Source organism: Nocardia coffeae (assembly GCF_019890715.1).
GTDB classification, from domain to species: Bacteria; Actinomycetota; Actinomycetes; order Mycobacteriales; family Mycobacteriaceae; genus Nocardia; species Nocardia jiangxiensis.
Map to the genome: position 1 here is coordinate 365,118 of NZ_JAINZY010000010.1, position 14,236 is coordinate 379,353.

The following is a 14,236-nucleotide window of genomic DNA, read 5'->3' on the forward strand; positions in this document are numbered from 1 at the left end:
ACAGTTGTGTATATTTCGAAACATCCACCGCCACAGGAAGATCGGGAGGAGTCCGCGATGAAGCCCGAGGACCGTATCGCCAAGCACCGCCGGATGGCCGAGAGCTATCGCGACAAATACGTCCTGCAGCAGGTACAGCAGGGCGAGACCTACGACGAGTGGGAATTCACCGACGACGCGGTCTACACCTCGCCCTACTTCGTCGCCGAGCAGGAACTGGTGCTCAAGGATGTGGCCACATCCTTCGATCTGGCCGCCACGGTCGAGGCCAAGGCGTATGCGGTGGTCTTCCCGGACTGGAAGCCGGTGGAGTACAAGCTCTGGGCGGCCGACAACGGATTCGTCATGCGGTACCGCTGGGAGGGCACCTCCTCGATCGACGGCGCCACCATGGGCTTCTACTCGATCAGCTTCGTCGAGACCAACGAGGACGCGCAGATCACCCACTGGTCCACCTACGTCAACGACGAGGAGTACGGCCCGTTCCTGCAGGCGGCCATCGGCGCGCGCGGCCCGTTCCACGGCGAGGAGTACATGCAGGCGCTGAGCCGCCATTTCGAGAAGCACGGCCTGACGATCTGAGCGCCGGGCCCGCCGACAAGGACTATCGATGACCGCGAGCACCACCGACGAGCTGTACTACGACCCCTGGAACACCGAGCTGAACGCCGATCCGTACCCGATGTTCGCCCGGTTACGTGACGAATCACCCCTGTACTACAACGAGATTCACGACTTCTACGCGCTGAGCCGCTTCGAGGACGTCAACCATACGCTGATCGATCACCGGGGTTTCAGCTCCGCGCGGGGCGTCGTGCTGGAGATCCTGAAGTCCGGTATCGAGATTCCGTCGGGTGTGCTGATCTTCGAGGATCCGCCGATCCACGACATCCACCGCAAACTGCTGTCGCGGGCGTTCACTCCGCGCAAGATCCACGCACTCGAGTCCCGTATCCGCGAGTTCACTGTGCGCTGCCTGGATCCGTTGGTGGGCGGCGATTCGCTCGACTTCGTCAAGGATCTGGGGGCGGTGATGCCGTTGCGGGTCGTGGGCATGCTGTTCGGTATCCCCGAGGATTATCAGCGCCGGGTCCAGCAGGACGGTGAGCGGTTCGTGCGCACCGAGCGTGGCGGCCAGATGACCGACAACCCGGACGGCCCGATCACCGACGGCCAGGTGTTCGCCGATTTCCTGGACTGGCGAATCGCCCATCCCGCAGACGATCTCACCACCGAACTGCTCACCGTCGAATTCGAGGACGAGACCGGTGAGCGGCGCAGACTGCGGCGCGACGAACTGCTGATGTTCATGAACGTCGTCGCGGTGGCCGGCGCCGAAACCACCACCCGGCTGATCGGCTGGTCGGGCAAACTGCTGTCCGAACATCCCGACCAACGTCGTCGATTGGTGGCCGATCGCACCCTGCTGCCCGGCGCGATCGAGGAGATCCTGCGGTTCGAACCACCCGCGCTGCAGGCGGCGCGCTACGTCACCCGCGATGTGGAATTCCATGGGCGGACCGTGCCGGAGGGCAGCGCGATCCTGACGCTGATCGGCGCGGCTAATCGAGACGAGCGCCATTTCGGCCCCGACGCCGCCGTCTTCGACATCACCCGGGAGCCCCGCCAGAATCTGGCTTTCGGCGTCGGCGCGCACTTCTGCCTCGGTAATGCACTGGCTCGGCTCGAGGCGCGAATCGCATTGGAGGAGATCATGAATCGCTTCCCGGACTGGGAGGTCGATCTCGACCGGGCGATCTTCTCCTCGTCCTCCGCGGTGCGTGGATGGGACAGCATGCCGTCCCGGATCTGAGCCAGGGGTCGCCGCATCGGTTCGGCGATGCGGACTCCGGTCGCGGCAATCCCGCTGTCCGTCTTCGAGATACGTGACCACCGGATTCCCGGTTGGCGCGAGTCATGACGCCGTCGACGGTAGAGCCGGTCGACGTGGGGATCGGCGCACAGCGATGATCAGCGCGCTGAGGGCGAGCGGGGGTAGCGCCCACAGCGCCGCGGTGATGTAGCCGTCCGAGGTCGGCAGCATGGACCCGGCCGGTGTGGCGGCGGCGAGCAGGAATCCGGCCAGCGCGCTGCCGGTGCTGAACCCGATGCTGCGGACGATCTGGTTGATCGAGAGCACGCTTGCCGTTTCCACTCCAGGCACGCCGACCAGCACGAGCTTGGGCATCACCGAGAAGACCCCGCCGACCGCGAAACCGAGCAGGGCGATCGAGACGAGAACGGCGAGCAACGAGCGGTCGGCGGCGATGAACAGCGCGACGGCGGCGATGGCGATCACGGTGGACAGCGCATACGCCCACCGCTCGGTGATGCGAGCGACGAGATACGGCAGCGACTTGCCTGCGACGAACCCCAGCAGGGAAAAGGGAATCAATGCCGCACCGGCGGCGACGCCGGGCAGCGCGAATCCGTAGTGCGCGCCCGCGGGTGTCTGCACATAGCGCGTGAGCAGACTGAACAGCAGATACAGCCCGATCCCGGCGATGAGCATCGCCGCATTCGCGCGCAGGACGGGACGTTGTCCGAGCAATCGCAGGTTTACCAGCGGTGCGGCGGCGCGCATTTCGACGATCACCCAGAGGACCAGAATTGCGAGAGAGCCGACGAGGATGCCACCGGCCAACCAAGCGGTCGCCCACAACGAAGGTTCGGCGACGACGAGCAGCAGCCCGAGTGTCCCGAGAGCGAGCAGCAGCGCGCCGGCGACGTCGATCCGGGGCCGCTCCCCGGGCGCTTCGATCGGCAGAACCCGCCAGGCGATGGCAAGCGCGGCAACGGAAAGCAGAAATCCGAGTCCGTCGAGGCGGGTGTTCACCGGTTCGCCTCGGTGGTGACGTGCGCGAACAGGCCCGACTGGATTCGGGTGCGGACACCGTCCGCCCACGCCGCGTCGACCTGCTCGACATCCATTGCGGCGCCGACGTTCAGCAGCATCCCGAAGGCGAGGAACGTCTTCACGGTCACCGGTTCCAGGCCGGTGCCGTCCTCGGCCGTGCCCCACATCCGCGCGAAACACGCTCGTACCGCGTCGCGCACCTCCGGGTCGCCGCACGCGGCGAAGCCTTGAAGTTGCAGTAGTAGCCCGGTCCGATCGGTCAGCTGATCGAAGTACTGGCCGCCCATCGCCGAGAGTGCTTCCAGCCCGGCCTTTCCCGCGCCCGCCGCTCGCATACCGTCGCTGACGGATTCGAAGGCCGCCTCGACGAGCTCGAGGAACAGGGCTTTCTTCGTGCCGAACATGCGGAAGATGTACGCCTGCGTGATCCCCGCACTCTTCGCGATCGCCTCTGTCGACGCCCCGTGTAACCCGTGCTCCGCGAACTCTTTCGCTGCGATGGCCCGTACCTGGGCTCGTCGTTCGGTTCCGCTCATCCGTTCGGCCATAGTGACAAGTTAGCAGTTACTAACTACTAACTAAATGTGATGTGGATCCATCCCGCCGCAGATCGCCGCACGGATCCGGATGTGATCGCCGCCATCGGCAGCGGAGTCCATTGACCTCGGGCCCGGGGTGTCGGCGCGAGCGACTCGGATGGTTTCTCGGCGGCACGATCCGGACTACGAAGAAATAATTCGCGAAAAGCGGCAGGAATCCGAATATTCTAATGATTCGTGCCCAGGACGAGTTCGGTGATCTCCCGGGCCAGGGGCTCGGTGAGTGACTCGCTGCCGAAATCGCTTGCGGCCCAACGTCTGATGCAGTCGGTGAGCAGCGTCTGGGCGATCCGCGCGGCACAGGCGACATCGGTTCGCGCGGGGAGTTTTCCGTCGCGCTGCGCCTGCTGGAAGGGGATCAGGAACAGGACCGTGAGTTGATCCTGGGCGGTGCCGTCGGCGAGGGCGCGGCGCTCGAGCCGGTACGTCTCCAGGATGGTCTCGAAGACCAGTTCCGGTGGATAGTTGCGCATCTGGCTCTCCAGCGGCCCGATGACCGCGGCGATCAGCTCGACCAGTTCGTACGGGCGCGCGAGGACCGTCTCGGCGGCCAGTTGCGCATCGTGCACGGTGAACACCTCCACCGCGAGCAGAACGTCCTCGCGGCGTGAGAAGTACACGTAGAACAGCGCTTTCGACACGCCGGCGGCCTTGCAGATGTCGGTGACGGTGGTGTCCGCGAAACCCTTCGTACGCCACAGCGCCAGCGCCGCCTGCATGATCGCGTTCCGGCTGGCCTGGGAGCGGGCCTGCGTCGGAACAGCTCTCGATTGACCATGGTCAGGCTTCGAGTCTCGCGAAACTGTCGGCATAGCAGCAGCATACAGTCATGGCAAATATTGACTACCGTCAGGAATGCTGGGATGCTTCCGCCACGGACACGCGATGGCCGGAGCATCCACTCCGGATGCGGTTGGCGTGCCCGGCGGAAAGGAATGCGGTATGCAAGTCCTCCTCGAAGACGAGAACCGCTCGGCGGCAACGAATCTGCGAGCCCAGCAGGCGATCCTCTGGTCGACTCCCGCCGTCGCGGCCGTCCTGCTGGTGCTGTTCGCCGCGTTTCCGGGTTTCTTTCCGCCGATGTCGCCGAATATGACCGCCACGCAGGTGGCCGAGTTCTACCGCGACCACACGGCGATGATCCGGTTCAGCATGGTCGGATTCAATCTCTGCGGGATCCTGATCGTCCCGTTCTTCGTGCTGATCCTGGCCCGGATGCAGCGGATGCGGGGCCAGAGCCACATCTTCGCGTTCTCGTATCTGTCCGCCGTGGTCGCCGGGGCGACCCTGTTCGCGCTGTCGGACATCTTCTTCGCCGTCGCCGCGTTCCGCACGGACCGATCCGCCGATCTCATCCAGGTGCTCAACGATCTGGCCTGGATCTTCTTCATCGCACCCATCGGCATGCTGGTCGCCCAGTTCGTGCTGCTGGCGCTGGCGATCTACTTCGACGACGACCGCGATCCGGTGTTCCCCCGATGGGTGGCGCACTATTCGCTGGTGACAGCCGTGCTCATGGCCCCTTCTGCCGGAGCGGCGGTGTTCCGGGACGGTCCGCTGGCGTGGAACGGTGCGGTGTCGTTCTGGTTGCGCAATATCGCGTTCGCGGTGTTCGTCGTGGTGATGTTCCTCGTGCTGCGCTCGTCCTACCGTCGCGAGGCCCGGGAGTCGGTATGAGCACCGTGACGTCCACCGCCTCGGACGATCCGGCCGAGAGCACGACGCCCGCACGCGCAATGCGCCCGGACGTCTACATCAGCTATTGGGTTTTCGCCGTCTTCTACGGCGCGCTCTCGGCCGGGGTGATCTTCATGGGCCGGGCCACGCCGCCGCCACGCCCGGATGTCACCGATATACAAGTGGCGCACTGGTTCGCCCAGCATCATGCGACCATTCGAATCGGCTTCGCGATACTGCTGGTGATCGCCGGAGGTGCGGCGATCTCCAACGGCATCATCGGATATTTCATGAAACGGATGTCATCGGGATCGGTGCTGTCCTACGCCTACATCGCCAGTATGGGCGTGGGCGCCATTCCGGGATTCCACGTTCTGCTGGTCTGCTGGCTCACCGCGACATTCCGGCCGGATCGCGAGCCGCGGATCCTGCATCTGCTCTACGACCTGGGCATGCTGTCCTACAACGGCTCACTGGGCTGTTTCACCGCGGCCTACGCGGTGATCGCCATCGCCATTCTCTACGACCGGAATCGGATATTTCCCAAGTGGTTCGCCTATATCTCGATCTGGCAGATCGTCACCGAGGTGCTGGCCACACAGATGTGGGTGTTCCATTCCGGCGCGTTCGCCTGGAACGGCATGATCACCTTCTATATCGCGGTGGTGATCTTCGGGATCTGGGTCGGCTGTCTGCTGCCCACCATGTGGAATGCGGGCCGGGCCGAAACGCCCGGCACCCCTGCTCTCTACGCCCGTGAGGACGCGCGATGACGATATCCGATCGAGACGCATCCGACGCGCTGGAGGAATCGGCGGCCCCGGTCACCGGCAGGCTTCCCGGTGACCTGGACATGTGGGTGCTGGTGCTGGGCGACCTGTTCTTCTTCGGCTGCTATTTCATCGTCTACATGGTGTTCCGGGACCGCTCGCCGGATCAGTTCGCGCAGGCGCAGCGGCATCTGAATCTCGGTGTGGGCGTTGCCAATACGGTCGTTCTGCTGACCAGTTCGATGTTCGTGGCGATAGCGGTGCAGGAAGTCCGGCGCGGGGCCGTCCGGACGACGGAACGGCTGATCGGCGCGGCGGGCGTCTGCGGCGTGCTGTTCGTGGCGCTCAAGGCTTTCGAATGGCATCAGGAGATCACGCACGGATTCACCGTCTCGAACGAATTCTTCAGCTTCTATTTCGTGCTGACCGGAATCCATCTCGCCCATCTCGTCCTGGGCCTGCTGATTCTCGGAATCGTCCTGCGTGAACTGCGGAATCCGGATCTGCGGCGACCACAGCTGGTCGAGCAGGGCGCGACCTACTGGCACATGGTGGATCTGCTGTGGGTCGTCATCTTCGCCATTCTCTATCTCATGAGGTGACCCGTGAACTCCCAGACCACCACCCCCGTGCGCAGGTTGCGGCCGGATGTGCGCAATATCGCGCTCGTATGGCTCGTGCTCGTGGCGATCACCGTTCTCGCGTGGTGCCTCACCCCCGAGAATCGGGGAGACGGGTCCGTACTGGACAGCGTTCTCGTGACGGTCATCGTCGCACTCGGAATGATCAAGTCCCGCTTGATCATCCGGCAATTCATGGAGGTGCGCACCGCACCGCGATGGCTGCGGATCGGCACCGACGTCTGGGTGGTCGTACTCTGGACGGCGCTGCTCGCGATCAACCTCTATCGGTGACCGCGACCGGTCGAATCCGGTCGAGGCCGGTGCGGCACAGTGGATTGTCATGGGACAGGACGATGTCGAGTCGATCCGCCGGATGGCCGGATTGGCGACGCCGATAGCATTGCGCGTGGCGGTGACCCTGGCGCTGCCGGATCGCCTTGTCGGTCAGGGGGTTCGGGTGGACGAGCTCGCCGACGAGTTGGGCGTCGCACCGGTCGCACTCGATCTGCTGCTCGCTCATCTGGCAACGCTCGGCATCGTCGAGCCGATCGGATCCGGCTATCGCACAACCGAATACGGTGCGAATCTGCGCGCGGACGCCGGGAACGGCCTCGTCGATCTACTGCACCTCGACGCCGCGGGCGGCCGCTCGGAGTTGGCGTTCGTGGAACTGGCGCACACCGTCACCACCGGCCGCGCGGGATATCCGCGTCGCTACGGCCAGGACTTCTGGGCCGATGTCGCCGAACATCCCCGGCTGCGTGAGTCCTTCGACCGGCAGATGAATCACCGTCTGCGCGAGGAGATTCCGAAGCTGGTCGCTGGGGTCGACTGGTCGCGATTCGGCAGTGTCGTGGACGTCGGCGGCGGACGGGGCGCGCTGCTCGCGGCGATCCTGGCCGCGCACCCGCGCCTGCACGGCCACCTGCTCGACCTCGCGCCCACTGCCACGCACGCGCGCCGAGCTTTCGAAGCGCAGGGCCTGGCGGACCGAGCCCAGGTCACCGAAGGCAGCTTCTTCGACCCACTCCCACCCGGCGCGGACGCCTACCTCCTGGTCGACATCCTGCACGACTGGGACGACGCCCACGCTCACCGCATCCTCGACCGCTGCCTCGAAGCCATGCGCCCCACGAGCCGTCTGCTGATCATCGAACCGATCGGCGACTTCCGGGCAACTCCCGAATTCAACCTCGCCATGCTGGTGATGTACGGCGGCCGCGAACGTCGTCTCGAAGAATTCCGCACCCTCACGGCCCCGCATCGGCTGACGCTGGACACCGTCGTGGATCTGACCGATCAACGCTGCCTCCTGGAATTCCGTCCAACCGACGATCGGTGAAACGATGTCGCCGCATAGATTCCGGACGGTATCGTCGAGTAGGTCGATTCGGCGCCTGTCAACCCTCCTGTTCGACGCGGTGACGATCGGGAATCATCCGCAGGGGCCGGTAGATCGCGAATCATTCTCGAAGGCGGTAATGTGCGCCCGGATTCGTTATGCCGTAACCGGTTTGATCGTCGCGTTCACGGCTGTTGTTCATGGTGGTGTGTAACAAGTCTCGATAGCGGGTAGAAGTTCTCAGCGAGGAATAGGGTCAGGCCCTACACTCGACGCACACGCATGCTTTTCAACGGAGGTGATCGGCGGTTGAATCCCAGGGATCCGCGCGACCAGCACACGGCACGGTACGAACCCGGCTATCAGCCGGGGAATTATCGTGAGCCCGGCTACGGACGGGATCGCGGGTACGACGCCTATCAGCAGCCCGAGTACGGATATCAACAGCCCGAATATCCGAATCGGCAGCCCGAGTATCCGGATCGCCACCCGGAATACGCCGAGTACGGGGATCCGCGGCAGTACCCGGATCGGCCGCCCCGGCCGCGGCAGCGCCAGGGGCCCGAACTGGACCCCGGCAAGTTCATCGGAGGCGTGCTGGCCGCTGCGGTAGTGACGGCGCTGGCTGCCTGGCTGTGTGCGTGGGTCATCCAGATCATCGCCACCAAGGTCACGCAGAGCGGGAAATTCGGGGTGTGGAACCCGATGGCCGAGGATGCGTACTGGTTCGCGGTGGTGGGCTTCCTCTGCGCGATACTCGCCGGAGCCCTGTGGTTCCTGCTGCGCATGGGCACTCCCACGCCCGGGTTGTTCTTCACCTGGATCGTCGGAATCCTCACTGCCGCAGCGGTGATCATCCCGCTGGTGCTCTCCGACGACATATGGGTCGGCATCACCACGGGGATCGAACATCTGGTGATCGGCCTGCCGATCCTGAGCATGATCCGCATGGTGGGCGCCAGGAGTGTGGTCTACCGCTGACGGCCGGCGTGGGCAGCGGATCGGACGAGCTGACGTACTCGACCGATCCGCTTCCACGCGTTGATGATTCGTCGGGGATGTCTTGCGCGACCGGGCAGCGGACTTCACAATGATGTGGGCCGATCGGTTCGTCCGCACTGCGTGAGGAGTATCCCGTGACCTCCCCACATCCGCCGAATTCCGTCGAAGTGATCACCGGTCTGGACGATCTGCGGGTGGATCTGGCGCGACGGCATCGAGCGACCGTCAGCGCGGCCGGGACCATCGATCCCGCGGTCGCGGCGGCGGATCTGGCGGCCGTCGAGCGGGACGGATACGTCATCTGGGAGAACCTCATCACCCCTGCGGAGTGCGCGCGGCTGCGTGCGGCGCTCGCGCCGCTGCTCGGCCGGACCGGCCGCAATACCTTCGAGGGGGAGCGGACCAGGCGGGTGTACAACCTGGTCGACAAGACGCGTGCCTGCGACGGGCTCGTCGAGCATCCCCGGGTGCTGGCCCTGCTCGATCGGTTGTTGCTGCCGAATTATCTGCTCTCCCAGCTCCAGGCGATCGAAATCCTGCCCGGTGAGCGGGCGCAGCTGCCGCATCACGACGACGGTTTCTATCCCGTGCCCCGGCCACGTCCGGCGCTCAGTGCCGCGACCATGTGGGCGATCGACGAGTTCACCGAGGACAACGGCGGCACCGTGCTGCTGCCCGGCAGCCATCGCTGGGACGGCGAACGGCGACCGTCGCAGTCCGATGCCAGGCTCGTCGCGCGGATGCCCGCCGGATCGTGCGCGTTCTATCTGGGCACGCTGTGGCACGGCGGCGGCGAGAACCGTTCGGCCGCTGCACGTCTGGGCCTGACCGCGCAGTACTGCGAGCCCTGGCTCCGGCCGCAGGAGGCGTACACACTGGCCGTCGGTCGCCGCACCGTTCGGGCGGTGTCGGAGGATATGCGGCGGATGCTGGGGTACAGCATCCATCCGCCGTTCATGGGTGCGGTCGACGGCATGCACCCCAAAAGAATTCTGGAACAACAGGATTCAGCAGGGGAGTGACGCCGGGCCGGTCAGGTTGGCACCTTGCGAAGCGCGATGCGGTACAGCACCAGATGTTCGGCCTCGAACTGCCGGATCGAGGCCTCCAGATAGCGTTCGTATGCCTCGGTGACGGTGGCCCCGGCGATCCGCTCGGCCTCGACGCGTTGTGCCCGGAGCCGTCGCAGCCATTCCGCACAGGTTCGCGCGTAATCGAGGCGATCGTTGACCAGCGAACGGAATTCGAAGAGTTTCTCTGCCGCGTGGGCGAGTTCGGCCAGCCGCGGCGGCTCGGATTCGGGGAATATCTCGTTCGCCAGGAACTGCACGTCGGTGAGTGAATCCGGGCCCAGCGCCCGGTTGCCCTTGCCGATCGTCTGGATCACCAGCGCGCCACCCGGGTGCAGGATGCTGTGACAGTGCATGAGGAACGCGCGGTAGGCGTCGGTGCGTTCCTTGCGCGACAACCCGAATCGCACGAAATGCTCCAGCGCGCCGACGCAGAAGATCGCGTCGTACGGCCGGTCCGGGCCGTGCGCGTTCCAGTGCTCCAGACGGACGTCGATCCGATCCGCGGGATGTGTTCGGGCGTAGTCGTATTGGTCGCGGCTGAGAGTGAGCCCGGTGATGTGGGCCTGCGGGTGGCGATCGGCGATCGCACGGGCCAGGCTGCCCCAGCCGCAGCCGATGTCCAGGACCCGTTCGGCGCCGGTGATCCGGGCCTGGGCGATGAGGTAGTCGAGTTTGCGACGCTGGGCGCGGTCCAGGTCGTCGCCCTCGGTCCACAGCGCGCACGAATAGGTCATGCCCGCGTCCAGCCAGAGTCGATAGAATTCGGTGCCGACGTCGTAGTGCTGCCGGACCGCATCCGGCGAAGCCCCTTCATACTCTTGGATTTCCGATGCCATGACGAGTCTCCGCGATCTGTGATTCGGTGTCGTGTGATCGGCACCTGGGCACGGCGCAACCGCATGAGTTTCGATGCGGCTGTCTCCGTGGATGATTCGGATAGTCGGGGGCGGGAGGGCCCTGCGCGCCGAGAATGATGGCTATGGGGAGTGCGTCCCGATGGGTCGTGGTGGGATCAGGGTGGCGCCGTCAGCTATTTTACGGCCGACAGGTCGTTCTCGTCCAGATGGAAGTATCCACCGAATTGCCCATGGCACACCGGATTCCGGTCGTTGCCATGCCCCGACGCGGTATTCCTGGGCGGCAGCGGAATTCGCGCCGGGGCTGTCCGCGGTGTCCGGATGTCCGCGGCAGCGCGGTGTCCGGGAGTATCAGCGGCGGACTCTGTCGATGTGCCGGAACCGTTCCGCCGGTGGAAGTTTCGGTGCTACCCCTGCTTCGGTGCGGAACTGCCCGCCGAGCGGGTCCGGTGTCGGCCGGTGATCTGCTCGCGGGCCCATTGCGCCCATTCCTGGTTCATCGTCCAGTAGCGCTGACCCCATTCCAGGGCGAACCGGCCGTATTCGGAGAAGTCGTTGCCGCTCCATTCGGTCGTCTTCTCCAGGTTGACCAGGTCCTCGTACTGGGCGTGGGCGCGTTCCTCGATGGCGGACAGATGGTCCAGGGCCTCCTGGCGCGGGAGGCGGCCCAGGAAGAACACCCGCAGGAGCATGTCGTTGCGTGCGGGAGGACGTGTGGGGGCCGCGCGGAGCCACTCCTTGAGTTCGGCGTCGCCCGCCGGGGTGAGTTCGTACTCCTTGCGCCGGCGCGGACCCTCCTCCGCGGCGGTGATCAACCCCTCGCCGGCGAGCTTCGTCAACTCGGTATACACCTGGGTCTGCGATGCGGACCATACGTTCGCGAGCGATCCGGCGAACCGTTGCAGCAGGTCGTAGCCGCTGGCGGGGCGATCCGCCAGCAGACCCAGCAGGGCGTGTCTGAGGCTCATGACAGCACCCTACATTACGGACTTGACATGTCGGGACCGGAGTATCAGGATGAGTACACGTTCCGGTACCGGAATATCCGTAACCAACATGTCCGCTACGAAATATCCGGAGACTTCATCATGTCCTTCCTGCGCACCTTCGCCCCCTGGATCGTGTACGCGGTCGTGCCGTCGCACTACTGGCAGTGGGCCGCGCTGATCGCCGCCTGCATGTCGCTGATCGAGATATTCCGACTGGTCAGGGCCGGTCGCGGCGTGACCGGAATGGTTATCGACCTCGGCTCGGCGGCGTTCTTCATCGCCCTGACGATCCTGGCGTTCGCCGACCCGAACACCCCGCTGCACCCGTACTCACCGGCGATCTCGAGCGGCGTGCTGATGATCGTCTCGGGCGTCTCCCTGCTGGTCCGCACACCGTTCACGCTGCCGATCGCCAAGCAGTCCACCCCGCCGGAGCTGTGGTCGAATCCGGCATTCATCCGGGTCAACTACATCATCACCGGTGTCTGGGCCGCGAGCTTCACCATCGGCTGCATCCTGCTGGCGATCCTGGCGCACACCGACACGCCGCGCACCGTGGTGCAGGTCGCCGCGTTCGCGCTCCCGGCGCTGTTCACCCTGCGCTACACCGCACGTGCGCAGGCCGCCGCCAAGGCCGCGAATCCCTCGATCGCCTGATCCCCGACCCGTCCCGATTCACTCGAGAAGGAAGCACTTTCGATGACCACCACGGCGCCCCACCTACTCGGCGGCTTCGCCCCCGTCACCACCGAACTCAGCGCGACCGAGCTGCCGGTATCCGGCGCCATCCCGCCAGAGCTGACCGGCTGGTATCTGCGCAACGGCCCGAATCCGCGCACCGGCGTCTCCGCGCACTGGTTCGTCGGGGACGGCATGGTGCACGGCGTGCGGCTCGAAGGCGGTCGTGCGGTCGCGTATCGCAATCGCTGGGTCCGCACCGCCATGTTCGCCGCGGATCCCCACCGGGACAACGGAACCGGCCACCGCGATCTGGCGTTCGGACAGGCCAATACGCATGTGGTCCGGCATGCCGGACGCACCTTCGCGCTGGTGGAATCCTCGCTCCCGTACGAGATCGACATGCGCGCCGGACACGAACTCGACACCGTGGGCACCTACGACTTCGGCGGCCGGTTGCACACCGCGATGACGGCCCACCCGAAGATCTGCCCGACCACCGGTGAACTGCACTTCTTCGGCTACGGCGCGACCGAACGCCCGTTCCTGACCTATCACCGCGCGGATGCGAACGGGAATCTGGTCTTCACCCAGCCGATCGACGTGGGCGCCCCCACGATGATGCACGATTTCCATCTCACCTCCGGACATGTCGTATTCATGGATCTGCCGGTGGTTTTCGATTCGGCGCGGATCCGGGCGGGCGCGCCCGGCATGCCCTACGGTTGGCAGCCCGAATACGGTGCGCGCCTGGGTGTTCTGGACCGGGCGAATCCCGACGCTCCGGTCCGGTGGTTCGAGATCGAGCCCTGCTACGTCTTCCACGGCCTCAACGCGTACGAGGATCCGAGCGGGCAGGTGCTGACTCTGCAGGTCATCCGGTACGACCGGCTCGGTGACGGCGTCGACATGAACGCCCGGGGGAGTCTGTGGAGCTGGACGATCGATCTGAACCGCGGCACGGTCACCGAGCGCCCGATCGACGATCGCCACGCGGAATTCCCGCGCATCGATGACCGGCTGGCCGGTCTGCCCGCGCGATTCGGGCACGTCACCAGTACGGTCTCATCGGCGTGGACGGGCGAATCCGAGGGGCTCGGGGCGCTGCACCGTTACGACCTGCAGTCCGGTGCCGCAACCAGTTACGTGTTCTCCGGCGGGCGCAATCCGTCCGAGGCATCCTTCGCTCCCGCCGACGATCGGCCCGGCGGTCCCGGATGGCTGCTGACCTATGTCTACGATCCGGCGACCGATCGCAGTGATCTGGTCATCCTGGATGCCGAGGATCTGGCGGCGGGACCGGTGGCGGAGATTCATCTGCCGCAGCGGGTGCCCGCCGGATTCCACGGCAACTGGCTGCCCGATGATCCGGCGCTCGTCTTCGGTGAGGTTCCGCGCGACGCCGCGTGACGGACTCCGCAGGACGATCGGCCCGCCGCAATCGCGAGCGGGCCGATCGTTGTTGCCCGGACATGCTTGTGGCCGTTGATCATCCGACGAGACACCCCGGACCGTCTGTACGGGAAGGGCATTCGCGCACGACGACAGCGATGCCGAATTTCTCGATGATCGGAATTTCTTGCCGCAGATGTGTTTCGGGATTTCTTGCCGCAGATGTGTTTCGGGGCACACGGATACGAGTTCGAAAAGACCCGTCCATTTCCTTCCCGTTTTATTGTACAACGCACACCGGGGCTTGCGGCAAGGCCCCGTACATGCTGCACAATCGCTGGCCGAGGCGACAACCTGCAGGTAGTCGGGTCAGGGAA

General features: G+C 65.3%; 16 protein-coding genes. 11 read left to right on the forward strand and 5 right to left on the reverse strand.

Translation table 11 applies throughout. The features are described from left to right. The first annotated feature begins 57 nt into the window (after window positions 1-57). A complete protein-coding gene (locus K7711_RS32170; protein WP_222973996.1) occupies window positions 58-582 on the forward strand; it encodes a nuclear transport factor 2-like protein in 525 nt (174 codons plus the stop codon). 28 nt (window positions 583-610) lie between these two features. Beyond that, window positions 611-1,813, forward strand: coding sequence for a cytochrome P450 (locus tag K7711_RS32175; protein WP_222973998.1), 1,203 nt, complete (start codon window positions 611-613; stop codon window positions 1,811-1,813). 102 nt (window positions 1,814-1,915) lie between these two features. Here the strand turns inward: K7711_RS32175 and K7711_RS32180 are convergent, their stop codons facing one another. From K7711_RS32180 to K7711_RS32190, 3 genes are all read right to left on the reverse strand, one after another. Beyond that, complete coding sequence (locus tag K7711_RS32180; RefSeq protein WP_222974000.1) at window positions 1,916-2,836, reverse strand: MFS transporter; 921 nt, start codon at window positions 2,834-2,836, stop codon at window positions 1,916-1,918. Next, complete coding sequence (locus tag K7711_RS32185; RefSeq protein WP_235748081.1) at window positions 2,833-3,405, reverse strand: TetR/AcrR family transcriptional regulator; 573 nt, start codon at window positions 3,403-3,405, stop codon at window positions 2,833-2,835. Before K7711_RS32185 ends, K7711_RS32180 begins: the two co-directional genes overlap by 4 nt. Before the next feature lie 218 nt (window positions 3,406-3,623). Continuing rightward, window positions 3,624-4,175: a TetR/AcrR family transcriptional regulator gene (locus tag K7711_RS32190; protein ID WP_235748082.1), complete on the reverse strand. Its 552-nt coding sequence runs from the start codon at window positions 4,173-4,175 to the stop codon at window positions 3,624-3,626. Window positions 4,176-4,398: 223 nt separating this feature from the next. Here K7711_RS32190 and K7711_RS32195 point away from each other — a divergent pair, with 223 nt between their 5' ends. The 7 genes from K7711_RS32195 (at window position 4,399) to K7711_RS32225 (ending at window position 9,892) form a co-directional block, all read left to right on the forward strand. Next, complete coding sequence (locus K7711_RS32195) at window positions 4,399-5,133, forward strand: hypothetical protein (RefSeq protein WP_222974004.1); 735 nt, start codon at window positions 4,399-4,401, stop codon at window positions 5,131-5,133. Further along, window positions 5,130-5,906 (forward strand): hypothetical protein, encoded by a 777-nt coding sequence (locus tag K7711_RS32200; protein ID WP_235748083.1) that lies wholly within the window; start codon window positions 5,130-5,132, stop codon window positions 5,904-5,906. The genes K7711_RS32195 and K7711_RS32200 overlap by 4 nt, the downstream gene beginning before the upstream one ends. Then, a complete protein-coding gene (locus tag K7711_RS32205; protein ID WP_222974005.1) occupies window positions 5,903-6,505 on the forward strand; it encodes a cytochrome c oxidase subunit 3 in 603 nt (200 codons plus the stop codon). Before K7711_RS32200 ends, K7711_RS32205 begins: the two co-directional genes overlap by 4 nt. A 3-nt stretch (window positions 6,506-6,508) precedes the next feature. Next, the gene (locus K7711_RS32210; RefSeq protein WP_308015046.1) at window positions 6,509-6,817 is read left to right on the forward strand and encodes a cytochrome C oxidase subunit IV family protein; all 309 of its coding nucleotides are present in this window, start codon (window positions 6,509-6,511) and stop codon (window positions 6,815-6,817) included. Window positions 6,818-6,866: 49 nt separating this feature from the next. Beyond that, window positions 6,867-7,868, forward strand: a complete 1,002-nt coding sequence (locus K7711_RS32215) for a methyltransferase (RefSeq protein WP_222974007.1) — start codon at window positions 6,867-6,869, stop codon at window positions 7,866-7,868. A gap of 282 nt (window positions 7,869-8,150) precedes the next feature. Beyond that, complete coding sequence (locus K7711_RS32220; RefSeq protein ID WP_235748084.1) at window positions 8,151-8,849, forward strand: DUF6069 family protein; 699 nt, start codon at window positions 8,151-8,153, stop codon at window positions 8,847-8,849. Between the two features lie 155 nt (window positions 8,850-9,004). Next, window positions 9,005-9,892 carry a phytanoyl-CoA dioxygenase family protein gene (locus K7711_RS32225; RefSeq protein ID WP_222974009.1) on the forward strand — a complete coding sequence of 296 codons (888 nt, stop codon included), beginning with the start codon at window positions 9,005-9,007 and terminating at the stop codon, window positions 9,890-9,892. Window positions 9,893-9,903: 11 nt separating this feature from the next. Here K7711_RS32225 and K7711_RS32230 read toward each other — a convergent pair whose 3' ends face one another. Then, complete coding sequence (locus tag K7711_RS32230; protein ID WP_222974011.1) at window positions 9,904-10,779, reverse strand: class I SAM-dependent methyltransferase; 876 nt, start codon at window positions 10,777-10,779, stop codon at window positions 9,904-9,906. 428 nt (window positions 10,780-11,207) lie between these two features. Then, a complete protein-coding gene (locus K7711_RS32235) occupies window positions 11,208-11,768 on the reverse strand; it encodes a PadR family transcriptional regulator (RefSeq protein ID WP_222974013.1) in 561 nt (186 codons plus the stop codon). Window positions 11,769-11,795: 27 nt separating this feature from the next. Between K7711_RS32235 and K7711_RS32240 the strand changes: the two genes are divergently transcribed. Both K7711_RS32240 and K7711_RS32245 read left to right on the forward strand, forming a co-directional pair. Beyond that, on the forward strand, window positions 11,796-12,446 hold the full coding sequence (locus K7711_RS32240) for a hypothetical protein (RefSeq protein ID WP_222974015.1): 651 nt from the start codon (window positions 11,796-11,798) through the stop codon (window positions 12,444-12,446). A 42-nt stretch (window positions 12,447-12,488) separates the two neighbouring features. Next, the gene (locus tag K7711_RS32245; protein WP_222974017.1) at window positions 12,489-13,877 is read left to right on the forward strand and encodes a carotenoid oxygenase family protein; all 1,389 of its coding nucleotides are present in this window, start codon (window positions 12,489-12,491) and stop codon (window positions 13,875-13,877) included. Window positions 13,878-14,236: the final 359 nt, after the last annotated feature.